The sequence below is a fragment of the Pseudomonas sp. 21LCFQ010 genome, assembly GCF_024129905.1.
Classification (GTDB): Bacteria; Pseudomonadota; Gammaproteobacteria; order Pseudomonadales; family Pseudomonadaceae; genus Aquipseudomonas.
This window is the reverse complement of the sequence record NZ_JAMYDZ010000045.1, coordinates 1-23,895: the sequence shown is the minus strand read 5'-3', so window position 1 is coordinate 23,895 and position 23,895 is coordinate 1. Positions and strand designations below refer to the sequence as shown.

Annotated in this window: 21 protein-coding genes; 18 read left to right on the top strand and 3 right to left on the bottom strand. The window is 59.6% G+C overall.

Translation table 11 applies throughout. From position 1 onward, the window contains the following. Nucleotides 1-373: 373 nt before the first annotated feature. The 8 genes from NJC38_RS28320 (at nucleotide 374) to NJC38_RS28280 (ending at nucleotide 10,114) form a co-directional block, all read left to right on the top strand. Nucleotides 374-760, top strand: coding sequence for a DUF2946 domain-containing protein (locus NJC38_RS28320; RefSeq protein ID WP_253118101.1), 387 nt, complete (start codon nucleotides 374-376; stop codon nucleotides 758-760). Between the two features lie 132 nt (nucleotides 761-892). Then, entirely contained in the window at nucleotides 893-2,254 is a 1,362-nt protein-coding gene (locus NJC38_RS28315; protein ID WP_253118100.1) for a PepSY-associated TM helix domain-containing protein, read from the top strand. Continuing rightward, nucleotides 2,244-2,675, top strand: a complete 432-nt coding sequence (locus NJC38_RS28310) for a DUF2946 domain-containing protein (protein ID WP_253118099.1) — start codon at nucleotides 2,244-2,246, stop codon at nucleotides 2,673-2,675. The genes NJC38_RS28315 and NJC38_RS28310 overlap by 11 nt, the downstream gene beginning before the upstream one ends. 243 nt (nucleotides 2,676-2,918) lie before the next feature. Further along, nucleotides 2,919-4,937, top strand: a complete 2,019-nt coding sequence (locus NJC38_RS28305; protein WP_253118098.1) for a TonB-dependent siderophore receptor — start codon at nucleotides 2,919-2,921, stop codon at nucleotides 4,935-4,937. A gap of 149 nt (nucleotides 4,938-5,086) precedes the next feature. Next, nucleotides 5,087-7,102, top strand: coding sequence for a TonB-dependent receptor (locus tag NJC38_RS28300; protein WP_253118103.1), 2,016 nt, complete (start codon nucleotides 5,087-5,089; stop codon nucleotides 7,100-7,102). A gap of 55 nt (nucleotides 7,103-7,157) precedes the next feature. Then, nucleotides 7,158-9,071: a TonB-dependent receptor gene (locus NJC38_RS28290; protein ID WP_366856665.1), complete on the top strand. Its 1,914-nt coding sequence runs from the start codon at nucleotides 7,158-7,160 to the stop codon at nucleotides 9,069-9,071. 68 nt (nucleotides 9,072-9,139) lie between these two features. Beyond that, complete coding sequence (locus NJC38_RS28285) at nucleotides 9,140-9,580, top strand: copper uptake system-associated protein (RefSeq protein WP_253118097.1); 441 nt, start codon at nucleotides 9,140-9,142, stop codon at nucleotides 9,578-9,580. A gap of 54 nt (nucleotides 9,581-9,634) precedes the next feature. Continuing rightward, nucleotides 9,635-10,114: a copper chaperone PCu(A)C gene (locus NJC38_RS28280; protein WP_253118096.1), complete on the top strand. Its 480-nt coding sequence runs from the start codon at nucleotides 9,635-9,637 to the stop codon at nucleotides 10,112-10,114. A 28-nt stretch (nucleotides 10,115-10,142) separates the two neighbouring features. Here the strand turns inward: NJC38_RS28280 and NJC38_RS28275 are convergent, their stop codons facing one another. The 3 genes from NJC38_RS28275 to NJC38_RS28265 are packed head-to-tail and all read right to left on the bottom strand — an operon-like array spanning nucleotide 10,143 to nucleotide 12,513. Next, the gene (locus tag NJC38_RS28275) at nucleotides 10,143-10,757 is read right to left on the bottom strand and encodes an SCO family protein (protein ID WP_253118095.1); all 615 of its coding nucleotides are present in this window, start codon (nucleotides 10,755-10,757) and stop codon (nucleotides 10,143-10,145) included. Between the two features lie 9 nt (nucleotides 10,758-10,766). Continuing rightward, nucleotides 10,767-12,197, bottom strand: a complete 1,431-nt coding sequence (locus NJC38_RS28270) for a di-heme oxidoredictase family protein (protein ID WP_253118094.1) — start codon at nucleotides 12,195-12,197, stop codon at nucleotides 10,767-10,769. Nucleotides 12,198-12,219: 22 nt separating this feature from the next. Continuing rightward, nucleotides 12,220-12,513 (bottom strand): c-type cytochrome, encoded by a 294-nt coding sequence (locus NJC38_RS28265; protein WP_253118093.1) that lies wholly within the window; start codon nucleotides 12,511-12,513, stop codon nucleotides 12,220-12,222. A gap of 527 nt (nucleotides 12,514-13,040) precedes the next feature. Between NJC38_RS28265 and cydD the strand changes: the two genes are divergently transcribed. From cydD to NJC38_RS28215, 10 genes are all read left to right on the top strand, one after another. Further along, nucleotides 13,041-14,681: a thiol reductant ABC exporter subunit CydD gene (gene cydD / locus NJC38_RS28260; RefSeq protein WP_253118092.1), complete on the top strand. Its 1,641-nt coding sequence runs from the start codon at nucleotides 13,041-13,043 to the stop codon at nucleotides 14,679-14,681. Then, entirely contained in the window at nucleotides 14,678-16,384 is a 1,707-nt protein-coding gene (gene cydC, locus NJC38_RS28255) for a thiol reductant ABC exporter subunit CydC (protein WP_253118091.1), read from the top strand. The genes cydD and cydC overlap by 4 nt, the downstream gene beginning before the upstream one ends. Nucleotides 16,385-16,408: 24 nt before the next feature. Beyond that, the gene (locus NJC38_RS28250) at nucleotides 16,409-18,013 is read left to right on the top strand and encodes a cytochrome ubiquinol oxidase subunit I (RefSeq protein ID WP_253118090.1); all 1,605 of its coding nucleotides are present in this window, start codon (nucleotides 16,409-16,411) and stop codon (nucleotides 18,011-18,013) included. 3 nt (nucleotides 18,014-18,016) lie between these two features. Further along, nucleotides 18,017-19,171, top strand: coding sequence for a cytochrome d ubiquinol oxidase subunit II (cydB, locus tag NJC38_RS28245; protein ID WP_253118089.1), 1,155 nt, complete (start codon nucleotides 18,017-18,019; stop codon nucleotides 19,169-19,171). 24 nt (nucleotides 19,172-19,195) lie between these two features. Continuing rightward, the gene (cydX, locus tag NJC38_RS28240) at nucleotides 19,196-19,333 is read left to right on the top strand and encodes a cytochrome bd-I oxidase subunit CydX (RefSeq protein ID WP_253118088.1); all 138 of its coding nucleotides are present in this window, start codon (nucleotides 19,196-19,198) and stop codon (nucleotides 19,331-19,333) included. An 80-nt stretch (nucleotides 19,334-19,413) separates the two neighbouring features. Then, a complete protein-coding gene (locus NJC38_RS28235) occupies nucleotides 19,414-20,730 on the top strand; it encodes a PepSY-associated TM helix domain-containing protein (protein WP_253118087.1) in 1,317 nt (438 codons plus the stop codon). A gap of 75 nt (nucleotides 20,731-20,805) precedes the next feature. Further along, nucleotides 20,806-21,189: a DUF2946 domain-containing protein gene (locus NJC38_RS28230; protein WP_253118086.1), complete on the top strand. Its 384-nt coding sequence runs from the start codon at nucleotides 20,806-20,808 to the stop codon at nucleotides 21,187-21,189. 248 nt (nucleotides 21,190-21,437) lie between these two features. Beyond that, entirely contained in the window at nucleotides 21,438-21,866 is a 429-nt protein-coding gene (locus tag NJC38_RS28225) for a DUF2946 family protein (RefSeq protein WP_253118085.1), read from the top strand. A 44-nt stretch (nucleotides 21,867-21,910) separates the two neighbouring features. Further along, nucleotides 21,911-22,495 carry a putative natural product biosynthesis protein gene (locus tag NJC38_RS28220; RefSeq protein WP_253118084.1) on the top strand — a complete coding sequence of 195 codons (585 nt, stop codon included), beginning with the start codon at nucleotides 21,911-21,913 and terminating at the stop codon, nucleotides 22,493-22,495. 78 nt (nucleotides 22,496-22,573) lie between these two features. After that, on the top strand, nucleotides 22,574-23,485 hold the full coding sequence (locus NJC38_RS28215) for a LysR family transcriptional regulator (RefSeq protein WP_253118083.1): 912 nt from the start codon (nucleotides 22,574-22,576) through the stop codon (nucleotides 23,483-23,485). The last annotated feature ends 410 nt before the right edge of the window (nucleotides 23,486-23,895 follow it).

Here is a 23,895-nt window from a genome sequence, read left to right as displayed (position 1 = left end):
TAACGCGGCGTAGAAGCTCGGCTTTTTCGGCTTCAGACAAGACAATGACAGTCGCTGGTCGGCCCATATAAATGCTCAGCTCTCACGAGTGGGTTTCAAATGAGCATAGACCATATTTTCATTGGTACTTGTGAAACACTACACTAGAAATGAACAGCCTTACCATGAGGATCGCTTTTCGTCACATATCCGAGGCTGAAGCGGTATGTGGTAGGTCCGCACGTACGGATCTGTGCGGGGAGGGCAGGTAACTGGCTTTGCAGGTCTGGATAGATGACTTGGCCGGACGCATACGGTTTAAGGCGGAGCATGAGTATCAAAAAGCCAGGTCAGACGGTGGCCTGATGTATCTGTGGGTGATAGAGTCGCGGCCATGAACAGTCACCGCCTACGCCCGCTGATTGCATGGACGCTCTACGCCTGCGTCCTGTTCAATCTATTTTCCTGTGCCATTGCCCATGGCCAGATGAGCGCGTTGGCCCTTAGTGGCATCAACGAGGTGTTTTGTTCCCAATCCAATAATTCGCCCGTCGATAGCAGTAAGGACTTTGCAGGCGCCGACACTTCGTGGATGGCTGGCCAGGCTGGTTGTCTGATTTGCGGTGCTGGCATGGCGGTCGTATTGCTTCTAATGGCAATGATATGGCCGTTCTTACGAAGTGCGCCTTTGATCAGCCTCGAACCTCGCTGTAAGGCACCCCCTCGCTATTCCTGGCCCTCCGCGAACCCTCGCGCATCCCCATTCACTATTATTGTCTGAGCAGATTTTGCTCGAATGCGGCGTGCCTGAAGAGTTCATATGAACGCAGTCCAGGACAGCGCCTGAACACTGATAGCCAATGTCTTATGTGATGGTTTTTATCTGTCACAGACATGATGAGTGGATCTTCTGATGTTCAACATCCCACAAGCATCTGCAAGGTCTGGTACCCAGGCGACCAAGGCCCTGCTCAGACGTTTGCATTTTTATATCGGCCTGTTCATTGGCCCATTCCTTCTCATCGCTGCGCTGAGTGGGGTGGCTTACGCGCTCACTCCGCAGTTGGAAAACTGGTGGTATGCAGATGTCTTGCACACGGGTAGCCAAGGTCCTGCCAAACCATTGGATGAGCAAATTGAAAGCGCTCTCAAGGTGGCGGGGCCCGATGTATCAATAAGCGCAGTACGTCCAGCCCCAGGTGTGGGTGATACAACGCGGGTGATGATCATTGATGCTAGTCATGGCGCATCGGAGAGCCGCGCTCTCTTTGTTGATCCCGTCACCGCGAAGGTGCTTGGCCAACTGAACGTTTACGGTACCAGTGGCGTACTTCCTTTGCGAACGGCCATTGACCAATTCCATCGCAGCTTGATGCTGGGCGACGTGGGTCGGCTTTACAGTGAACTGGCTGCCTCCTGGTTATGGCTTGCAGCACTGGGCGGACTGCTTATCTGGTTGAGTCATCGCGCGCCCGTCAACCGCACCGGCTTGCGCAGTCTGCACCGCAGTATGGGATTATGGTTGCTGCTGGGGCTGCTGTTCTTCTCTGCCACCGGATTGACCTGGTCTCGCTATGCCGGTGAAAACATCGGGGTGCTGCGCGCTCAGTTCGGTTGGTCGACGCCGTCTGTGAGTACGACGTTAAGGCCTGATAACCACTCGACACCAATCGATGAGCATGCTGAGCACCACCATGACGGCTCGATGGTCGTGCAGGCAAAACCTGCGCAGGCGAGTGTGTTTATGCAGGTACTGTCGGCCGCCCGGTCGGCGGGGGTTAACGCAGGTAAAGTGGAGATAAAACCTGGTCGCGACGAAACGCGTGCGTGGGTCGTTAGCGAGATTGACCGTAGCTGGCCGACTCATGTCGATGCGGTATCTGTAGATCCGGGCAGTCTGAAAATCATCGACCATGTTGTTTTTCAAGACTATCCATTAGCCGCCAAGCTAACCCGCTGGGGCATTGATGCGCATATGGGCGTATTATTCGGTTGGGTGAACCAGTTGATTTTGATCATCACTGGTTTGGGCCTGGTGACTATGGTCACCTTCGGGTATCTGATGTGGTGGCGCAGAAGGCTATCACTGTCTGCCCAGACCACTGTGATCGCAGTTTGGCGTGATCTGCCAGTACGCTGGCGATTGGTTGTACTCATCCTGGCCGCGCTTACCGGATGGGGCTTGCCTGTCCTTGGTGTAAGCCTGGTGTTGCTCTTGGCTCTGGACCTGCTACTGACTCTACGTCTGCATGGCAGAAAGGTGCATGAAGCCTGATTCGCGCATAAGCACTGGACGCTCGCCAGGTCACTGGCTGGCGTGCTTTGCCATGTTCATGGTGTTGCTTGGGCCTTTGATTGGCCAGGCAAGTGCCTGGATGCAGCATGCCCAGCCCATGCCACATGCGATGCCAATGTCCATGCCCATGGCAGAACATCCCTGCATGGGTATGGAGCAAGGAAAGCACCACCATCAATCAGTGTCGCTGGAGCATTTGCTGGATGCTTGCGGCTACTGCTCTTTGTTGTTCAACAGCCCCGGTATTGTGCAGACGTTTACCGATGTGCTGCGACAACCCATCGTCGGCGCCATCTTCAGTCCTTTCTCTATTCGTCTGGCTGCTCGCGACACGCCTGTGTTTCCTGGGGCCAGAAGTCACGCACCACCCGTAGGGTCGCTGTACCGGAAATCCGTATAGGCCGTTCCTTCCTTGAAGGGATGCCGCCGATTTTTGTGACCTTACATCGAGATCCACATGAGACCTTCGCTACTTGCGGTGAGGATTGCCGCTGCCTGTCTAATGCCTTTAGCGTGCAAGAGTGTGCTTGCCGACACCTCCTCAAATAATCTGGAGCTACCTGCCACTCAGGTCAGCAGCCAAGCTATTAACGACGCTGATGATCGGCTGCATCTGGACAGCCCAAACAATGTAGGCAGCCGATTGGGGCTGACCGCCAGGGAGACGCCGGCCTCGGTCGAGACCCGTACTCAGGCTGAGCTTCAGCAAAAAGGCCTGCGTACCACCAAAGAAGCGTTGTCTGACGCAACAGGGGTGACCGTGGGCAACGTGCCGGGGAACCCGGCCGTGGTGTCCATGCGCGGTTTTACTGGTAATACCGTGAACGTGTTGCAGGACGGCGTGCGGGTGGCGGCCTCGACACTCACCACCCGCGACATGGATACCTGGAAGTACGAGAAGGTCGAGGTGCTCAAGGGACCTGCTTCGGTACTGTACGGAGAAGGCTCGTTGGGAGGCACCATCAATCTGGTGACCCGCAAACCGACCCTGGATGAACAGAAGCTGGAGGGCTTGCTCAGCACCGGCAGTTTCGGTACCCGCCGGGCGGCGATAGGTTTCAACCAGCCGTTGAACGAAACGCTGGCCCTGCGCGCCGACGCCAGCTATGTGCGTTCTGACAGTTTCTATGATGTCGATGATCAGGACACCACGGCGTTCAACCTCAGCACCAGCCTGTTGTTCAAGCCTGATGACGACTTGTCGATGATTTTTGCTTTCGATCACGACTATGACAAGTACGACTCGACTTACAACGGCAGCCCGCTGGTGCCCGTCAGTGTGGCGCGTAATCCGAGCGGTATCGTGAGCAGTGCGAACGGTCTGGTGATCGACAAGTCTCTGCGCCGTAGTAACTACAACCCCGACGGCGCCAATTCCGGTGCCCGCAGCACGACGCTGCGTTGGACCACGGATTACCGCCTGAACGACCACTGGACGCTCAATAACATCCTCAGCCACTACACCGCACGGCGTGAGTTTTTCGTGTCCTCCGAACAGAACTACGTTACAGCGACCGGGCAGTTTGCCCGTACCGTGCAGCGGGTCAGCCATGACCATCAGTTCTGGAGCGAGCGGATCAGTGCCAGCAACGACCAGTTGATCGGAGGCTTTCGTAACCGCTTCAGTGTCGGGGCCGAGTACAGCTTCAACGATATGAATAACCCTCGTCAGAATGGCACCACTTCATCTGTCGACCCTTGGAACCCTCAGTTGGGAATATTCCCTGGGAGCGGTGCGGCGAACTGGCCGGGGGCCGGGCGCAACGTGGTCTATCAATCGACCATGGACGGCTCCTCGGTCTTTGCAGAAGACGCATTCAACCTGACGGATGACTGGTTGTTGGTCGGCGGTCTGCGCTATGAAGACATCAACCTGCGTCGCACGATTGATGATGTCAATCAGGGGACCTCACAGAAATTCCACCCTACCTACGACCCTTTCTCTTGGCGAGCAGGTTTGGTTTACAACCTGACGCCGGATGTACAGCTATATGCTCAGTACAGCACCGCTGTCACTCCGGTTTCCTCGCTGCTGGTCATCTCCTCGGCCAACGGTGACTTCGATCTGTCCAAGGGTAAATCTGTCGAGCTAGGGGTCAAGGCCTCGTTGTTCAATGGCCGCACCAATCTGACTGGTGCCGTTTACCAGATCGATCTCGAAGACATTCTGACCCGTGATCCCAACGATTCAACCCTGACGGTACAGGGCGGTAAACAGCGCTCACGGGGTGCCGAGTTGAGCGCGTCAACCAAGATCACGTCACAGCTGAGAGCCGATCTGGGGGTCTCTGTCGTGGATGCACGATATGAAGACCTGGTAGAGGCCGGCGGTGCCGACCGCTCGGGCAATCATCCGGTCAACGTACCGCACACCACGGCAAACGCCGCGCTTATCTATCGCTTTGAGCCGCTTCCCGTCACGGTCGGGGCCTATCTCAAGCATTCCAGTGGCTTCTACACCGACACCGCCAATACCTACTTTGTCAATGGTTACACGACGCTGGACGCCTCTGTCTCGTATGAGATGAAGAACGCCACGCTGACGTTGCGAGGGAGAAACCTCACGGACAGATTTTACGGCGAATACTCAGGCTACTCGGCAACCCAGATCTACATAGGTGCTCCGCGCAGCGCCGAATTGAGCCTGGCCTTCAAATTCTGATCTTCAAGGCTGGTGGACAGACGAAGCAGCCTGTCCCCGGTTTACCTTCATTTATTGTTCAAAGAGATTTTCACATGCGTATTCAGGTTCAAGAACCCGTGTCATTACACCAGCGGCACTCCCTCAGGTCTACAGTCGCGCCCGCAATGATGTTTGGCTTGTTTGCCATTGCACCATTGAGCCAGGCGGTGGCAGAGAGTCGAAGCGATGCTGATTCTGTAGTTACCCTGGGCGCTGTGACTGTTACGGGAGGTGCGAGCGGCCCGCTGGCCAGTCGCAACATTCTCAGCTCAGTGGATGTGGTCGGTGCCGACATTCTTGAAAAGCAACCCGTGCAGTACAGCTGGGAGCTGTTCAACAAGGTGCCGGGGGTTATGCTCACCCAGTTCAATCAGGGCACGACCTCAGGCAAATTGTCGTTCCGTGGTTTCAATGGTGAGGGCGAGGTCAACGCGGTCAAGCTGTTGATCGATGGCATTCCAAGCAACACCAATGACGGCAACATGCCGTTTATCGACATGGTCTTTCCGCTGGAAATCGACAGCATTGAAGTGGTCCGTGGTACCAACGACCCGCGCTATGGCCTGCATAACATTGCCGGTAACGCCACGATCAACACCCGCCAAGGCGGGAACGATGGCAAGCTGCGCGTGCGCTACGGCAGTTTCGATACCCGCGAGGTGCAACTGGTAAAAGGTATAGAGTCGGGCAACTGGAGCCAGAACTACGCTCTTAGCTATCAAGCTAGCGAAGGCTATCGCAACCATGCCGACGCCGAACGTATGAGCTTTGCCGGCAAGTGGTTTTACACCGCTGATGACGGCGCCTGGCGTGCTGGCCTGATTGCTCGGCATTACAAGGTCGATGCTGACGAGGCCGGTTACCTGAGCCGTGCCGACAGTCGCGACCGGCCGCGCCAGTCCTATGCCAACAACGCCACCGACACTGGCGAGCGGGAAATGAACCAGCTCAGCCTGCACCTGGATGCCAGCCTGACTGACGATCTGAGTTGGGCCACCAAGGCATATGTGAACACCTTTGAGGACCGTCGCTGGACTCAGTATTGGCGCACCAGTGCCCAGCAGGAGCGTTATAGCGATGAAACCCAGTACGGTGCATTGAGCAGCCTGACCTGGCGACCACAAGTCGATTTCCTGCACGGTTTCGCCCTGGAAGGTGGTGCCGAGGTGCAGCGTCAGGAGAACGAAAGCTTGCGCTACCGCACCTTGCTGCGCAGCCGCACGGCGCAAACTCGCGATCAGCAGTTCGACCTCAACATCTATGGTGCCTATGTGCAGGCGGTGATAGAGCCAATCGAGTCACTGAAGATCATTCCGGCCTACCGGATCGACAAACTTTATGGTGGCTACGTCAACGGTCTGAGCGGCGAGCATGCTGACGTCAACGACTACGGCCTTATTCGCCAGCCGAAGCTCAGCGTAGTCTGGTCACCATGGGAACAGGCCAGCCTGTACGCCAACTGGGGGCGCAGCTATCAGGTAGGCGTCGGCTCGGCGGCCTATCGTCTGTCGACTCAGGCCGATGACCTCAAACCCTCGATCAACGACGGCTGGGAAACGGGCATCAAATTCCGTCCGGCAGCCTGGATCGATGGGCGTATCGCCTACTGGGAACAGAAGGCCTCTGATGAGGTGCAGCGCAAACTCAATGACGCGGTCGGCGATGCCGAAAACGTCGGCCAGACCCTGCGCAAAGGCTGGGATGTGCAGGTCAATCTGTACCCCACCGACACCACCAGCCTGTGGCTGGCGTACTCGCGGCAGTTCTCCGAGATCCTCAAGCCCAACCCGAACCTGCCGGCCAGCAAGGGTCAGGAGATGGACCATGTGCCGCATCACCTGTATTCCGCCGGTTCTACCTGGCAGGTCACGCCGAAACTGCAACTGTCGGCCTGGGCCAACGGCCAGACGGATTACTACCTGGAACGCACCAACAGCACCGGCAAGTTTGGCGCCTACACCTTGTTCAACTTGGGGGCGACCTATCGAGTGACGCCAACCTTGAGTGTCGATCTGCAGGCCAAGAACATCACCGATCGCTACTACGAGTACGCCTGGTACGACGACAGCGTAGGTGTTCGGCAGTCGCTTCATGCGCCGGGTGATGGTCGTGCGGTGTATGCCGGCCTTACCTTGGATTTCTGAAAAGTACATGGACCACCGCGCATCGCGCGGTGGATAGCATTTCAAGGACTCGATCATGAATAACAAGAGCATTTGTCTGGGTGTCGCAGCTCTGTTGCTGGGAAGCAGTGGGAATGCGCGGGCAGCCGTGGAGCTTCCGGCCTCAGATGTCATTGGCTCGGCAGTTATTGATGAGAATCGCACTGATGCGTTTGCTTCGATGAGCACTCATGTCAGCCAGAAGCAGATTCGCGATCTCAATGCCTTGGACCTGTCCTCGGCATTACGACGAACTCCCGGAGTTACAGTTTCACGTTTCAACCCTGTCGGCTCGTTCGGCGGCGGAGAGGGAGGAGCAGTATATATTCGAGGCATGGGCGCCAGTCGGCCAGGTAGTGAGATCAAGACCTACATTGACGGTGTGCCGTTTTACATGCCTGTGTGGAACCATCCGTTATTAGATCTGCTTCCGGTCAATGGTATGCAGAGCATCGGCGTCTACAAGGGGCCGCAGCCACAAAAGTTCGGTAACACTTTTGCGGCAATCGACCTAGCACCCCGTACGGCTGAGGCAGGCGACAACCAACACGGCGAGTTGCAACTGACCGGTGGGAGTTTTGGAACCTTTACCGAGCAGGCATCGCTTACCGGACGCAACGGCCCGTGGGATTACTCGGTTGCGCAAGGAGTCGCCCGTTCCGACGGCGACCGCAAAGACGGTGACGGGCGTCTGGAAAACGGCATGGCACGCATCGGCTACCGCTTTGACGAATACTGGTCGGCCAGGGTATTGGCCCTGCACGCTGATAACCGTGCCTCAGATCCTGGACAGAAGGGGCTACCAGCGACCAAAACGGGTGACTTCAATACCCGCAGTACCCTGCTGTCGCTCTCTGTCGAGCATGCCTATGACAGTGTACAGGGCAGCATGAAGGTGTATCGCAACGAAGGCCGTGGCAGTGCGCTGAACCAAACAGGCCTGGACGGTGACACCATCACCAGCTTCACCATGCAGGGGCTGCGCTGGAAGGAAGCGTTACAGCTATGGAAGGGAGGCGAGATCGCCCTGGGCCTGGATATCGACCAGACCGAAGGCTATGTGGCATTCAAGCGCGTAGCGCCGGCGGTCGGTGATCAATTCAATACGCCCACCCTGCGTGTGGTATCGCCGCATGTGGCGTTGAGCCAGGCCATAGAGCTGAACGATGAGTGGATGCTGACGCCGTCTGTCGGCATTCGCAGCTATGACCACAACGTCTATGAAAGCACTACGGCGCCGCATGCTGGACTGTTGTTGTCCAATAGTCAGGTCGAATGGCGCGTCAATGCCTCACGCGGGGTCAATTATCCTGGTCTGGAAACGGCCGTGGTGTCGCATCTGGTACCGGCCCTTGGGCAGACCTGGAAAGACCTCAAGCCCGAGACGCTTGATCATCAGGAACTGGGGGTCAAGTTCACACCGCTGGCAGGCACCACCCTGGACCTGGCGGTGTTCAAAGACAAACTGCAGGATCGCTACCTGTTTGCCTTCCCGCCGGCGGTGATACAACCAGCATACGTCAACCTGGGTGACTATCGAATCCGCGGTGCTGAAGCGTCCTGGCAGCAGAACTGGACTTCGCAGTGGAGCACCTTCGTCGGTTTCACCTGGCTGGACCCGAGTCTGAAGACCCTGCCGTATGCGCCCAAGCGCTCACTGTCGATCGGCACGACCTATGAAACCGGCCAGTGGCGTCTGAGTGCCGATGCTCAGTACCAGAGTTCGATGTACGTACTACAACAGGCCCGTACCGAAGGTTCGAACAACTTCGAGCAGGTGGGCAGTTTCACCGTGGTCAACCTGCGGGTTGGGCATGCGATCCCGCAACTGGGCAAGGCCGGCGAAGCGTTCGTCGCCGTCGAGAACCTATTCGACCGTGAATACGCCTACCGGCCTGGCTACACGATGCCGGGGACCTCGGCCCAGCTGGGTGTGCGCATGGGCATCTGATCGTCGCTACCCCCGGACGACACAAGGGGGCAGCCCCCGACAATTGTTTCGACAGTGGAGAAAGACCAATGAAATGGATCGTAACCCTGACCTTACTGGTGGCCATGACCAGCCCGGTACTGATGGCCAGCCCCGAGACAGACCAGCAGAGCATCGCCCGGACCATGAAGCTCATATGGGACCGCCCGGATTCGCCCCTGCAGGTCGAGCCAGTGACTATTGAAGGCGACCATGCGGTGGCCGGCTGGACCCAGCAACAGCGCGGTGGTCGTGCCTTGCTGAGACGCAAGGGCAGCGGCTGGAGCATCGTGCTGTGTGCCGGCGACAGCCTGCTCAATGCCGACACCCTGCGCAAGGCGGGACTGGATGAGGCGCAAGCCACCGCGTTGGTGAAAAATGTCAGAGAAGCAGAAGCGCGCTTGCCCGCCGAGCGGATGAAGCAGTTCGCCCTGTTTCAAGGCGTAGTGAAAATGGACGCACAGCACGGCCAGAAGCCTGCTGGGCACTGATTGAAACCCTACAGGTGCCCGACCTCGAGCACCTTCATTTACAGAGGCATATTCATGTTCATGCAAAAAACACTATTGGGCTTCACCTTGCTGGCTGCGATGTTCAATGCCCAGGCGCATGAGTTCACCGCAGGCAACCTGCAGATTGATCACGCTTGGGCACGCGAAATGCCGGAAGTTGCTCCGACCTCAGCGGCGTATTTCGTGATTCATAACAAGGGCGCCGAGGCTGACAATCTGGTCGCGGTCAGCACGCCGATTGCTGGCAAGGCCGATTTGCACGAGCACGTCCAGAATGGCGAAGTGATGAAGATGCAACATGTCGACAAGGTGCTGGTACCGGCACACGACGAAGTGGCCTTCGATCCTTCCGGCTACCATGTGATGCTGATGCAGTTACAGCGCCAACCCAAAGCCGGTGAGCGCTTCCCCATGACCCTGACATTCGAGAAGGCCGGCAAGGTCGAAGTCCAGGTGGTGGTGTACAAAGATGCACCGGCTGACAAGCAGCACGATCATGGGCATCAGCACTGATTCAGGGTGCCCCCCAAAAGATGCTGCTCTACTGGCTCATCAGCAGATCCGGTAGGGCCAGGATCAGTTCATTGACCTTCAGCGGGCCGCGCACGAACCCCAGGTGCCGGCCAGCGGGGTCGATAAGGGCCAGGTTGGCGCTGTGGGCGACGATGTAGTCTGTCTCACCGGCGGGGGGCGGCACGAACGGCAACCCCAGCGTCACCGAGGCTTGGTGCAATTGCTCAGGTTCGCCGGTCATGCCGATGAACGCCGGATCGAACCAGGCCGCGTAACGTTGCATGGCCTGGGCTGAGTCACGCTGTGGATCGACACTGACCATCACCACCCGCAGTGCGGCGCCTGCCTGGGCGGGTAAGGCTGCCTTGATCTTGCGCAGATCGCTCAGCGCGGTGGGACAGATGTCCGGGCAGAAGGTGTAGCCGAACAGCACCAGCGTCCATCGCCCGGACAGGAAGGTCGTATCGAACGGTTGGTGGTCGATGCTTTCAATCTGAACGTTGGGCAAGGCCCGGGGAGTCGGGAACAGGAAGATGCCGGCGTTGTTCAGGGTTCTGGTGTCGACGCCTGGATGCAAGGCCTTGTGATAGAGCACTCCGGCTCCGGTGCAGATCAGGCTGATAAGCAGTAGCCAGCGAACCATGGGAAACTCCTAGAGCGATTTGAGAAAGTCCAAAAGGGCTTCACGATCTGCGCCCGACATGCGCCTGACCTTTTCCTTTGAAGAGTGCGCTTCACCGCCATGCCAGAGGATGGCCTCCAGCAGGGTACGAGCGCGGCCGTCATGCAGATAACGCCCTTGGGGATTGACCACCTGGGTCAGACCCAGCCCCCACAGGGGCGGGGTTCGCCATTCCCGTCCATTGGCAAGAAATTCCGGTCGTCCGTCGGCAAGACCCTCGCCCATGTCGTGCAGCAGCAAGTCGCTGTAAGGAAAGATCAACTGCCCGGACAGTTCCGGCTCCACATGCTGGCCGGTGACATAGGCGGGGCGATGGCAGGCAGCGCAGCCGCTGTCCTGAAACAGGGCCTTGCCACGTTGAACCGATGGCTGCCCCAGGTTGCGCCGTGCTGGCACCGCCAGCATGCGGGTATAGAACAGCACGCTGGCCAGGCGGGCATCGCTGACTTCGGGGGGCTGCGCAGTGCCTTTCCAGCAGCGTTCCTGGCGCGCAGTACAGTCATCGTGCGCAAACAGGGTACTGGTCAGCCCCATGTCGCCGGCAAAGGCAGCGGCGTTCTGCTGGTTGAGGTTGGGCTGGCCTGCCTTCCAGCCAAAGCGGCCAACGACTGAGGTGCCTTGCACCACATCTCGCACGTAATTGAGGCGGCCGCTCACCTCGCCGGCATGCGCTTGGAGAGTGACATTGTCCAGCAAGTCACGTTCGTCGATGGCCTCCAGCAGACCCAGGCCGATCATCGGCGAGGCCACGCGCAGCGAGAACAAGGTGTGCGGATGCATCGGACCGTAGCCCAACTGAGCGATTTGTAGCGCAGGCTTACGTAACTCGACGGCGGTACCATCCTGCAGGTGCACGGTGCTGTAATGGTATTCGAGCAGCACTCGTCCCTCGTGTGGGTGGCCACCCAAGGCGTTATCCTGCAATTGTCCGCCATAAACCGGCTCGCTGACCACGCCATCGCGCAGCAGCGCTTGTTCATCACCTGCAGTGGCCGGTATCGACAGCCGCACGAGGCTGGAGAGCGCCGCAGCATGGCTGCCGGGTACCGGAGGATGGCCGCGCCCATCCTTGATATGGCAGCTTTGGCATGAATCAGTGTTAAGCAGGGGACCAGCACCGCTGCGACTGGCCGGCAAGGCGCCTTCGGCCACCCAGATGTTGCGAAACAACGCATTACCTATGAAGAATTCCATCCGCCTTGAAGGTGACAGATTCTGCGCCGGTATCGAGAACGCATTGGCGTCTTGGCGCTGGACCGTGGTCGCAGCGCCTGGATGGTCTTCTCCGGGTTCTACCTCCGCCAGGCGCCGGGTGTCGTCGCAACCGGCCAGACCGATTGTGCACAGTCCGACTATCCAGGTGCGCCGCGACGTCAGGAAACGTTTGAAAAGAGGCTTCATTACCTTATCGCTCGCGGGGCGCTCACTCCGGCGCAGACATCAGGGTGATCAGCGCCAAGTAATCCTCTTGTGTGCAATCAAAGCACAGCCCACGCACTGGCATGGCATTGAAGCCCTCGGTCACGTGTTTGACCAAGGTGTCCATGCCCTTTGCCAGTCGTGGTTTCCACGCCTCTACATCACCTTTGCGGGGGGCCGCCGCCTGACCGTTGTGGCACAGGCCACACGAGCGCTGGAACAATTGCTGGGGATCCTGTGCAGCCTGCACGGCGCTGGTCGTACACACGAGTAGGGCTAGCATAACGATTGTTTTCATGAAATGGGTCATGCCTTCAAGGGGTTAGTGCTGATGTAGGCCGGCAGGGTAGGGAAGGCGTCCGAAGCCGCTCAACTGCGACAACTGGTCGCAGCTCGGGAGCAAGTCGAGCTCTGGCTTGGCGCTTTGATGTAGTGCGACTTCCTGTCGCACTCGCTAGGCATGAAAGATCGTGCGGGGCTGTTCGTGTTACGTCGAGGGGTATTGGCAGCTCCGGCTGGCGGGGCTGCGAGCGGTTGCTGGAAAGAGTACCGTTCATCCTGCGACAGATTGCCACAGAGCATGCGCGGCACAGGCCCTGCCAGTTGCCAGGGGCGCGCGGATGTCCTTAGTACGCGCAGGCTGCGACAGGCTGTCGCGATTGAACCGGACAAAATCCAGAGGGTAACGTGGCAGGCACTGCTCACATCGCTTCAAGCGTCTGTCTGGAACTGCTCAATGCTCACCTTCACTAACGTACTGGCCGGTCTGGTTGGCAACTACTGCTCACCGGTACAATCATCAGATTCGACCGGCTGTCTGCTGCCATGAATCTTCGAGCGGATGCATTGGGCGCTGCAGCGCAGTGCATGGCCGGCCTGTTGTGGATCGTCCAGGCGGCGTCCATCGCTTGGTTTGTACAGGGCCTGTTCGACCACCAACCATTGAGCGTACTGTGGCCGGCGGCGTTGGTGCTGGCCCTGGCTGCCGGGCTGCGCAGTACTCTGGACTGCTGGGGCGGGTGGCGTCTGCATCTGACCGCCCGCAACCAGATCAGCGCATTGCGCAGTCATTGTATCGTGGCCCTGGCTCAGCGTTCGCCGCTGGACAGCCACCGCGCACCTGCCGGGCTGGCCGCCAGTGTGCTCGCCGAGCAGGCCGAGACCCTGTTGCCTTACCTGATGCGTTACCTGCCTGTCCGCCAGCGGGTAATGATCCAGCCGCTTGTCATTGCAGCGCTGGTCGCCTGGTTTTCTTGGACCGCTGCGTTGATTCTGCTGTTGGCGGCACCAGTGATCCCGTTGTTCATGGCGTTGGTCGGCTGGCGGGCCAAAGCGGCCAGCGAGCAACAGCTGCTTGAGCACGGCGCGTTGCATGCCTTTCTGCTTGACCGGCTGCGAGGCATGACTACCCTGCGCGCCTTCGGCGCCGTCGGGCATAGCGCTCAGCGGCTGCATCTGACCGCTCTGTCACTCAAGCAGCGGACCCTCAAGGTGCTGCGTATTGCCTTTCTGTCATCGGCGGTGCTGGAGCTGTTCTCCGCGCTTGGCGTCGCGCTGGTGGCGGTGTACATCGGTTTTCATCTGCTCGGTGAATTGCCGTTCGGCGCTTGGGGCAGCAAGTTGACACTAGGGCAGGGCCTGCTCGTCTTGTTACTGGCACCAGCGTTCTTCGAGCCTTTGCGTGAGTTGTCGACGGTCTGGCACGACAAGGCCGCCGGCACCAGCGCGCTGCAAGCGTTGCACACGCTGAGCAAGCAGGGCAGTCCATTGGGGACGGTCGAATGGTGTGGCGATACGGCTGGTTCTGGCCCCTGCGTGCTGCGTCTGAAAAATGTGACCCTGGTCCATCCAGGTGCCCGGCAGCCGGTGCTCGCCGGGCTGTCGTTGCAAGTGCAACAGGCCGAGCATGTGGCGCTCACCGGTCCCAGCGGTTGTGGAAAATCTACGCTGCTGGCCGCCGTTGCCGGGCTGTTGCCGGTGCAAGAGGGAAGCATCACTATCGATGCGGTGCCTGGCACCATTGGCTGGGTCGGTCAGCAGCCTCACGTATTTGCTGGCAGTGTCGCGCGCAATGTAAGCCTGGGCCGCCAAGGATTTACTCGACAGGCAATCGACGCAGCGCTGGAAAAGGCCTGCCTAGCTAATGTTGCGCAGGCCCACAGCAGTGCCAGTCTGGGAGAGCAGGGCGTGGGGTTGTCAGGAGGTGAGCAGGTGCGTCTGGCGCTGGCACGTATTGCCCTGGATCCTGGCGTGCAGATCATTCTTGCTGACGAACCTACGGCACATCTGGATCGCCAGACCGCTGCCGAGGTGATTGATGCTTTGCTGGCCATCAGCGCAGGAAGGACCCTGCTGGTGGCGACTCATGACCCACTGCTGATCCGCGCCCTATCGCGGCAGATATTGCTCGCCCCATTAGGGCACCAGCAGCCTGAAAGCGTCGCGACGCTGGAGCCTTGCTCATGAGCCGCAAAGCCCAGCGTCCGGCGCTCTACCTGCTGATCGGCTGGTTCCGCCGCGAGGGTGGCTGCACCCTACAGACTGGTGTGCTGCTGGCGGCCATCACCGCCTTGTGCAGCGCGGCTCTGTTGGGGCTGTCTGGCTGGTTCATCAGCGCCACGGCGCTGGCGGGAGTGAGTGTGGCCACCGCTCTGGTGTTCGATGTATTCATGCCCTCGGCAGGCATCCGTCTGTTCGCTCTGGGGCGCACATTTTCGCGTTATGCGGAGCGTCTGGTAACCCACGACGTGACCTTGGAGTTGCTGGCGAGAATGCGCGTGCAGTTGTTCTGCGGCTGGGCCAGGCCGGGTGCGGCGCGGCGGCTGGCGTTACGCCCGGCGCGGCTGTTGTTTCGCCTGACCTGCGACGTCGACGCCCTCGATTCGCTTTACCTGCGTATTTGGCTGCCGTTGGGCACGGCGCTGGTGGCAGTGTTGGCTGTGGCTACTGCGCTGCTGCTGGTCGATGCACGGCTCGGTGTGCTGGTGCTGGTGTATTCGCTGGTGGTCAGTGCGATGGTGATGGGCAAGACCGCCTCAGCAGCGGTACGGCCAGCAGCACTGCGCGCCTGTCGGCTCGAGAAGCTACGCGGGCAATGCAGCGATCTGGTGGCCGGGCAGACCGAACTGCTGATGAGTGGTCAGGTCGATGCCCACTGCCAGGCCCTCCTGGCGACCGAGCAACAGCTGCGGCGCGAGGATGACCGTTTGCAGCAACTCGACGCGGGTGCGGCGCTGGGCTTTGGGCTGTTTAGCGGCATGCTGGTGGCCGGTGTCATGCTGGCTACGGGGTGGCTGGTGGCCGACCAGCAGATCGATGTTCCGCTGGCGGTACTGGGGATCCTGCTCACCCTGACCCTGGGCGAGCCGCTGCTGGCCTTGCGGCGCGCAGCCCTGGAGGTGGCGCGCAGTACCCTGGCCGCCAAGCGGGTCAGTCCACAGTTGGTTGAGGAGCCAGCCGGTGTAGTGAGCTGTGACGCTGAGCCAGTTGCTGGCCAGCGCGAGATTGTCCTGCAAGGCGTGCATGTTCGCCATGACGGTGCCGGCGGCGACTGTCTGAGAGATATCAATCTGCAGATCGCCGCTGGTGAAAGGGTGGCCCTGATCGGCAGCAGTGGTGCCGGCAAGTCTTCGCTCATGGCCGCCTTGACCGGTGAGTTGCAGATCCGCCAAGGCGAGCTGAGCCTTGGCGAGTACGGCTGGTTGACCCAGCGCACTGAACTGTTTCGCGACACAGTGCGCGACAACCTGTTGCTGGCCCGTCCTTCTGCCTGCGATGAGCAACTGTGGCAGGTACTGGGCACCGCCGGGTTGGCCAGCACTCTCCGGCAGTGGCCGCAGGGTCTTGATACGCGCCTGGGCGAGGGCGGACTGGGCCTTTCCGGCGGCCAGGCCCGCCGTCTGACGTTGGCCAGGCTGCTACTGCGCGACCAGCCTGTGTGGTTGCTGGATGAGCCCACCGAGGGACTGGATAACCACACGGCCAGCGAAGTCCTGCGCCGCTTGAGTGAACAGGGCCGCGACCGGACCTGGTTGCTGGCCACCCATCTACGGCGTGAAGCGCGACTTGCGGATCGTTTGGTACTGCTACGCGATGGCCGGATTGTGGACCACTGGTGGCGCGGCAGTCACGGATATGACGAGGCGCTTGAGCAATTGCGCCCTGATTGAACACTTGCCTGATCGAGGAAAAAAATGGACCTGGATATCGTCAGCCTGTCGCGACTGCAATTCGCGATAACGGCGCTCTATCACTTCCTGTTTGTGCCCCTGACCCTAGGGTTATCCATTCTAGTCGCCATCATGGAGACCGTTTATGTCATGACTGGGCGCGTCGTCTGGCGACAGATGACGCGATTCTGGGGCACGCTGTTCGGCATCAATTTCGTTATGGGAGTGGCCACCGGGATCGTCATGGAGTTCCAGTTCGGCATGAACTGGAGCTACTACAGCCATTATGTCGGCGACATTTTTGGTGCGCCGCTGGCCATCGAAGGGTTGATGGCATTCTTTCTGGAAGCCACCTTCGTCGGCCTATTCTTCTTCGGATGGGACAAGCTCACGCCGGTCAAGCACTTGCTGGTGACTTGGTTGATGGCCATCGGCACCAACTTTTCGGCGTTGTGGATCCTGATCGCCAACGGCTGGATGCAAAACCCGGTGGGGGCGGCGTTCAATCCGCAGACCATGCGCATGGAAGTCACGGATTTCTTTGCCGTGCTGACCAACCCGGTCGCCCAGGCCAAGTTCGTGCACACTGTTTCGGCCGGTTATGTCTGCGGAGCCATTTTCGTGCTGGGTATTTCTGCCTGGTATCTGCTCAAGGGGCGGCACATTGACCTGGCCAAGCGCTCGCTGACGGTGGCGGCGTCATTTGGCCTAGCTTCGGCGCTGTCGGTGGTGGTGCTGGGCGACGAAAGTGGCTATCTGTCCAACGAACACCAGAAGATGAAACTGGCAGCCATTGAAGCCATGTGGGAAACCGAACCTGCACCGGCGGCTTTCACTGCATTCGGCTTTCCAGACCAACAGGCGCGGGAAACTCATTACGCGATCCATATTCCCTGGGTTATGGGCCTGATTGGCACGCGCTCGCTGACCCAAGAGGTGCCCGGCATCAAAGATCTGGTGATCAGCGCAGAAGGACGTATCCGCCGCGGTATCGAGGCCTATGACGCGCTGCAGCAGATTCGTGCCGAGGGCTCTACTACGACCGTTTCGCCTGGACTTAAGGCCGCGTTCGAGGCCAATGGTAGCGAAATGGGCTACGCCTTGTTGCTCAAACGTTATGTCGATGACCCGCGCCAGGCCACTGATGAGCAGATTAGCAAGGCCGCCTGGGATACGGTTCCCCATGTTGCGCCGTTGTTCTGGGCGTTTCGGGTCATGGTCGCGCTAGGCATGTTTTTCATTGTCCTGACCGCAGTGTTTTTTTGGTTGTCGGCCAAGCACCGTCTGGAACGTCACCGGTGGCTGCTCAAGGTCGCCGTGTGCGCTATCCCGCTGCCATGGGTGGCCATTGAAGCAGGCTGGATCGTGGCAGAGTACGGACGTCAGCCCTGGGTGATCGAAGGCGTCCTGCCGACCGCCATGGCGGTGTCGAACCTGGGGGTTAAGACCCTGCTGCTGACCATCGCAGGCTTCGTGACCATCTACACCGTGCTGTTCGTGGTCGAGATGAAGCTGATGCTCAAAGCTATTAATCAGGGTCCGGATCTGGAGCCGGAGCAGGAAAAAATGGTCACCTACGGCCGTGCTTCGGTGGCTACCCGTCAACCCATCCATGTGCCAGCGGAGTGAATCATGATCCTGCATGAACTGCTGAATTACGAAACCTTGCGAATCATCTGGTGGCTGTTGCTCGGTGCCTTGCTGCTGGGCTTTGCCTTGATGGGCGGTTTTGACCTGGGGACTGGCACCTTGCTGCCTTTCGTTGCCAGGACAGACATCGAACGCCGGGTCGTCATCAATGCGGTAGGGCCGACCTGGGAAGGCAATCAGGTCTGGTTGATCCTGGGCGGCGGTGCGATCTTTGCCGCCTGGCCACAGCTGTATGCTGTGTCCTTTTCAGGGTTTTATCTGGCGATGTTCTTGCTGCTGGTAGCACTGATCGTCAGGCCAGTCGCATTCAAATACCGCAGCAAGCGGCCTTCGAGGCGCTGGCGTCAGACTTGGGACTTGATGCTGTTTGTGGGCGGCTTTGTTCCTGCCCTGATCTGTGGCGTGGCTGTGGGCAACGTGCTGATTGGCGTTCCGTTCCGGTTGACCCCGGAAATGCAGATCTACTATGAGGGCGGTTTCTTCGACCTGCTAAACCCCTTTGCCTTGCTGTGCGGGCTGGTGTCGGTGGGCATGCTGGTCACCCATGGTGCCGCCTGGCTGCGGATCAAGACCGGCGGTGAAGTCGCTCGCCGGGCGCGCAACGCAGGCAGTTTCGCGGCCTTGCTGACGCTGGTGCTTTACGCCTTGGCGGGACTGGCGCTGTGGCAATGGATCGATGGCTACAGCATTACCTCGGCGGTCAATACCGAGGGGCCGTCCAACCCGCTGTTCAAGACCGCTGAGGTCACTCCTGGAGCCTGGTTCAGCAACTATGTAAGCCAGCCCTGGTTGCTCCTGGCACCGGCGCTGGGCCTAATTGGCCCCCTGCTGACCTTCGCTCTGATGCGCGCCCGCTGCGACCTTCTGGCGATGCTGGCCAGCGCCAGCACCATCAGCGGCATCATTATTTCGGTCGGAGCTTCGATGTTTCCGTTCATCCTTCCGTCGACCCTAGACGCGCAATTCAGCCTGACGGTATGGGATTCCTCATCAAGTCATCTGACCCTGTTCATCATGCTGGTATGCACCTTGATCTTCCTGCCGTTGATTATTGCCTACACCACCTGGGTGTATCGGGTGCTGTGGGGCAAGGTCGATGCCCAGGCCATCGAAGACGGCAAGCAACACGCTTATTGAAACCTCATACAAGGAGCACGACCCATGTGGTATTTCGCCTGGTTGCTCGGTCTGCCACTGGCAGCCGCTTTCGCTGTACTCAACGGCATGTGGTTTGAACTCACCGAGGACGAGCAGGTGCGCCGTGCCCTAATCGCAGACGATTCTGATCAACCCGATTGAGTGCTGTGATGCAGGTGCACCGCACCCGGTTTGCGCTTGGTGGATCAACAGCGGTTGTTTTGTCTGAGGGTGTACTTGTCATGTCGCACATTTCATCCCAGTCGACAGGTGTCATTCTGGTCAGGCGCCTGCATCTATACATCGGCCTGCTTGTCGGGCCTTTCTTGCTACTGACAGCGCTGACCGGCATCGCCTACGCATTGACCCCGCAACTGGAGGCGTACTTGTACGCCTCGGCCTTGCGCACCGAGCATCGTGGCGAACCGTTGCCACTGACCGAGCAGCTTCGCTCGATCAGCCACGAGCTCTCAGGCACCACAACCTTGACCGCTCTGCGCCCGCCAGCAGCGGTCGGTGATACCACGCGAGTGGTGCTGCGTATGCCGAACCAGCCGGCTTCGCAGCAACGCGCGCTGTTCATCGACCCGGTGACCGGCCAGAAGGTCGGTGACCTGACGGTGCAGGGCGATGATGGCGTGCTTCCGTTACGGGCCTGGTTGCAACGACTGCATCAGAACATACTGATGGGGGAGGCCGGGCGTCTTTACAGCGAACTGGCTGCTTCCTGGCTGTGGGTTGCAGCGCTTGGCGGTCTATATCTGGCCAGGGCCCGCAAGTCTAGGCAAGAGGGCACGATTGTCCATGAGCATGTCTGCCTGGGAATGATCCTGGCGGCTGCGCTGGTGTTCTTTTCCCTGACGGGGCTTGGTGGCAGCCGCTACGCCGGGCAGCGTCTACAGGTGCTGGGCCAGTATCTGGGCTGGGTGGAGCGCGCAGATGAGGGCAGGGCACCGAGCCGTCCGACGCCGAACCACTCACTTGTTGACATGTCCTCCAGTCACTTTGGTGTAGCGGATCCGGCCATGTTCGACCGGGTCCTGCAGGCGGCCCGCGCTGCTGGCTTGGCTGCCGTCGAGCTGGAAATCCATCCGCCGACCAATGCCGGGCAGACTTGGACCGTCAGCGAGATCCGCCGCCGTTGGCCGACCCGGTCTGATACGGTCTCCCTTGATGCGCGAACGCTTGAGGTCGTGAAGCAGCAAAGGTCCGACCAGCAGCCATGGCCGAGCAGAATACTGCGCTGGAGCATCGATGCACACACAGGGGTGTTGTTCGGTCTGGCCAATCAGGTGCTGTTACTGATTGTCGGTGCCGGGATCGTATTCATGGTTTGCCTGGGATATCTGCTGTGCTGGCAGCGTCGTCTGGACCGCGCCGCCTCACCGACGCTGGTCCAGGCGTGGCGAGCCTGCACGCCGGTCCGGCAAACCGGACTTTTGCTGGTGACCTTGCTGCTTGGGCTGGCGTTACCGCTGCTGGGCATCAGCCTGTTGCTGTTCGTGGGTTGCGAGCTGTTCAGGACACCCAACGTTGTCACCCGTTGGTCCAGAGGCTGAGCTGTGCGAAGGTGCGACAACAGGTCGGCGATGCAGGCTCGCCGGGCTTGCGCCATCAGTGTTAAAGTTGCCGCCATGAAACTGACTGCCGCACAACGATCCCTGACAGCATGGATGCTCTACGCCAGCGTTCTGTTCAGCCTATTGTTCTGCGGTATTCATCACGGGCAGATGAGCGCCCTGGCACTCAGTGGCCTGGACAGCGGTTACTGCTGGTCAAGTGGTAACGATATCCGCTCCTCGGCCAGCGAAGACGCCCGGCCACAAGGCAGCCTCGATACGGGCGGCCCATGGGTTTGCCCGCTCTGTTCGGCCGCCGTGGTGTGCCTGGTCCTGCTCATCGGCCTGACCTGGCTGCGCGCTGCCAGCCGACGCCAGGCCTATCCCGGTGAGCCACGCTGCAAGGCGCCACCGCGCTACTCTTGGCCTGCGGCAAACCCCCGCGCTTCTCCTCTCTGACATCACTGCCAAGGGTCTGATGGCCCTGTTTGCTGAAGCACGCCTTGTGCGCGTCTGCTGCCTGTTTCGCCAGGGCAGACGCGGGTAAGAGCGCGCACGTCAAGGAACACCTGCGATGCCCATCTGGCATCCAGGTCAATCGGGAAGCCAGATCATGTCATTGCATCACTCAGAGTCTGACGGCGTGAGCCGCGCAGGCCGCGTGCCTCGCTGCGTTAGTCTAGTGCACTGAAACACGGGTCATCGCCATGACACGTTGCGGCCTCAATGAGCGCACCTGGGACAATGTCTGGGTAGCGGCCCTGCTTGCGATCGTGATGAAAATCATGATGCTGCCGATGGCCAGTGCGTTCGCAGAGCTGAACATCTACCAGCTGTTGCAGGGCAGCTTCTGTTCCTCTGGCGGCCTGCAATACTCCGCGCCCGATGAAACCGGATCAGGTACGACGCACAGTGCCGACAAGGGCCACTGCCTGTGCTCCCAAGGTTCAATTGGCGGGCCGTCAGGCTTAGTGCTCCGTTTGCCGGCTCCGGTCGGCTCACTCCAACCGATCGGAGCCGCGTGCGCCGGTTTCTGTTCACTGCCACGACATCTCTGGCCTTCGCTTAGTCCTCGGGCTTCTCCTGGTGCTGTCTGCTCTGTCGATTTCATGCGCCAGCCGGTCACCCATACCTGACCAGTGCCGCGCTTCGCCTTTAGCTGACACATAAGGAGCACGGGATGTCTCGTGTACCGCATCGCTCATCGGCCAGCGACACGCTGCTGCCGAACCCCACAGTCGGGCGCACCTCGCGTCAGGCTGATTTCCTCCTGCCGTTTCCTGACTATCCCTGCAACGCGCGCAGCTTCGTGCATCTGGACGCACGGCTGCTGCCGTACTGGCACACGCTGTTCGATGTCTGTCCGGGCCTAATGAAGCTCGATCCGCCGGAAGGTCTGGAGCTGTTCCGGCGTTTCATGACTTGGGCCTACCGGCATCACCCGGTGCTGGACTGGACCTACTACCTGAGCGTCTGCCGCTGGCTGCTGGACTCTTCTTACCGGGAGAAGGTGACTGACGAGCATATCGAGGCCTTTATGGTGGCGGCCGCAGCATTGTGGGTGGCCACTGACGTTTCGCAAGCCAAGGGGCTGGTGCTGGCTTGGCAGTCCGGGTCGGTCTTCGTCATCGAGTGGAAGAGGGGCCTGCAAGGCGTTCCGGTTTCTCTGGAGCAAGAGCAATCACCACCCTGGGATTTTTCATGGAGCCCCCTGTCTGGCAAGAGCGGAGCAGGTGTGCGCCGCTGGTTACCCGTTCCGGGCTGATTCGCGGCGCTTCGCGCTACGCCGGCTCTGCTTTCTGGTCTTGACATGGGAGTTACAGTGATGGACGTTTTACAATGTATGCGCGCATTTACCTGCGTCGTAGCGATGGGTAGCCTGACTGCTGCGGCGGCCAGGCTGGAAACCACGACCGCAAACATTTCGCGAATGCTCGCCAGCCTGGAAGGGCACTTGAGTATTCGCTTGCTCAACCGTACTACCCGCCGCATCGCGCTGACCGAAGCCGGCAAGCGCTACCTGCCGCGTTGCGAGCAGATTCTCGGCTTGGTCGAAATCGCCCAGGCCGAGATACAGCATCAACAGACCTTGCCTATGGGGCGTCTGCGTATCCATGTCATGAACGGACTCACCGACTCTGTAATGCCCGAACTGGTCAGCCGCTATCGCCAGCGTTACCCGGCTGTCAGTTTCGAACTGAGCATATCCCGGCAGTTTCCGGACCTGATCGCCGAAGGCTATGACATGGTGATCCTGCGCCAGAGCGCTGCGCCTCACGGTGGCGGTGAGGTGCAAGATCTCGGTGGTGTCCACGGCATTTTATGTGCGTCGCCGGGGTATCTGGCGATCCATGGTCGGCCGCGCCGTGTTCATGATCTGCAATCCCATACCTGCTTGGCCCTAAACGAAACCTTGCATGCTGAAGATGTCTGGCAGTTGTTCGGTCCCAAGGGGACATGTCGTGTTGCACTGAAGAATGTGCCGTTGCGCTCTGACTCCGAGCAAGCTTTGTACTCTGCCATTCTCGCTGGGCTGGGAATTGGCTTGCTACCGGCTTACATTGCGGCCAGAGGCTTGCAGGAAGGCAGCCTGGTGCAGGTACTGGAGTGCTATCGGGCTGATTACGGACGCCTCTACGCGGTGTCCCCGGATACTCGACTGGCCGACGCCAGGACTAGCAGTTGGATCGCACACTTGGTCGAGCATCTGCCTTTGTTGCTAGGTGATGAAGAGTCTTCGAGCTTGTGTGCCTGATCAAGGCTTTCAGGACTGCCCGGTAAACGTGTGGCCAACCTCTGGTTGGCCTGCGACGTCCGGCCACGGCCTTGCTACGACGGCGCCGACCGCATGGCTATTGCTCTCGAAGGCAAACCTTGAGTTTGGCGCCAATGCACCGAGAGTGGCCAACTCCTGGGCTGGAGACCTCGGTGATGTCGCACCTGGTGCCAGTCCTTGGGCAGAGCTGGAAAGACCTTAAGCCTGAAACCCTGGATCATCAGGAGGTAGGCATTAATGTCAGCCGCTGGCCGGCACGACCGTATGCGATCCATAAACCCCACCTGCCCAACGATGGGTTAACGGTTTACTGTGGCATTTCTGGCGAGCAGTTCCACGGTAGCAGAGCTTCGTAGTCTGCTACTGACGAGGCGTGCGGCAGCCGCTCG

Bases quoted from the DNA above. Each gene is read 5' to 3' on its own strand.
- NJC38_RS28215 (WP_253118083.1), top strand. From the start codon at position 22,574: ATGCGCGCATTTACCTGCGTCGTAGCGATGGGTAGCCTGACTGCTGCG.
- NJC38_RS28250 (WP_253118090.1), top strand. From the start codon at position 16,409: ATGGACCTGGATATCGTCAGCCTGTCGCGACTGCAATTCGCGATAACG.
- NJC38_RS28270 (WP_253118094.1), bottom strand. From the start codon at position 12,197: ATGAAGCCTCTTTTCAAACGTTTCCTGACGTCGCGGCGCACCTGGATA.
- cydD (WP_253118092.1), top strand. From the start codon at position 13,041: ATGAATCTTCGAGCGGATGCATTGGGCGCTGCAGCGCAGTGCATGGCC.
- NJC38_RS28235 (WP_253118087.1), top strand. From the start codon at position 19,414: ATGTCGCACATTTCATCCCAGTCGACAGGTGTCATTCTGGTCAGGCGC.
- NJC38_RS28225 (WP_253118085.1), top strand. From the start codon at position 21,438: ATGACACGTTGCGGCCTCAATGAGCGCACCTGGGACAATGTCTGGGTA.
- NJC38_RS28310 (WP_253118099.1), top strand. From the start codon at position 2,244: ATGAAGCCTGATTCGCGCATAAGCACTGGACGCTCGCCAGGTCACTGG.
- NJC38_RS28285 (WP_253118097.1), top strand. From the start codon at position 9,140: ATGAAATGGATCGTAACCCTGACCTTACTGGTGGCCATGACCAGCCCG.
- cydC (WP_253118091.1), top strand. From the start codon at position 14,678: ATGAGCCGCAAAGCCCAGCGTCCGGCGCTCTACCTGCTGATCGGCTGG.
- NJC38_RS28320 (WP_253118101.1), top strand. From the start codon at position 374: ATGAACAGTCACCGCCTACGCCCGCTGATTGCATGGACGCTCTACGCC.
- NJC38_RS28275 (WP_253118095.1), bottom strand. From the start codon at position 10,757: ATGGTTCGCTGGCTACTGCTTATCAGCCTGATCTGCACCGGAGCCGGA.
- NJC38_RS28280 (WP_253118096.1), top strand. From the start codon at position 9,635: ATGTTCATGCAAAAAACACTATTGGGCTTCACCTTGCTGGCTGCGATG.
- NJC38_RS28230 (WP_253118086.1), top strand. From the start codon at position 20,806: ATGAAACTGACTGCCGCACAACGATCCCTGACAGCATGGATGCTCTAC.
- NJC38_RS28300 (WP_253118103.1), top strand. From the start codon at position 5,087: ATGTTTGGCTTGTTTGCCATTGCACCATTGAGCCAGGCGGTGGCAGAG.
- cydB (WP_253118089.1), top strand. From the start codon at position 18,017: ATGATCCTGCATGAACTGCTGAATTACGAAACCTTGCGAATCATCTGG.
- cydX (WP_253118088.1), top strand. From the start codon at position 19,196: ATGTGGTATTTCGCCTGGTTGCTCGGTCTGCCACTGGCAGCCGCTTTC.
- NJC38_RS28220 (WP_253118084.1), top strand. From the start codon at position 21,911: ATGTCTCGTGTACCGCATCGCTCATCGGCCAGCGACACGCTGCTGCCG.
- NJC38_RS28265 (WP_253118093.1), bottom strand. From the start codon at position 12,513: ATGAAAACAATCGTTATGCTAGCCCTACTCGTGTGTACGACCAGCGCC.
- NJC38_RS28290 (WP_366856665.1), top strand. From the start codon at position 7,158: ATGAATAACAAGAGCATTTGTCTGGGTGTCGCAGCTCTGTTGCTGGGA.
- NJC38_RS28315 (WP_253118100.1), top strand. From the start codon at position 893: ATGTTCAACATCCCACAAGCATCTGCAAGGTCTGGTACCCAGGCGACC.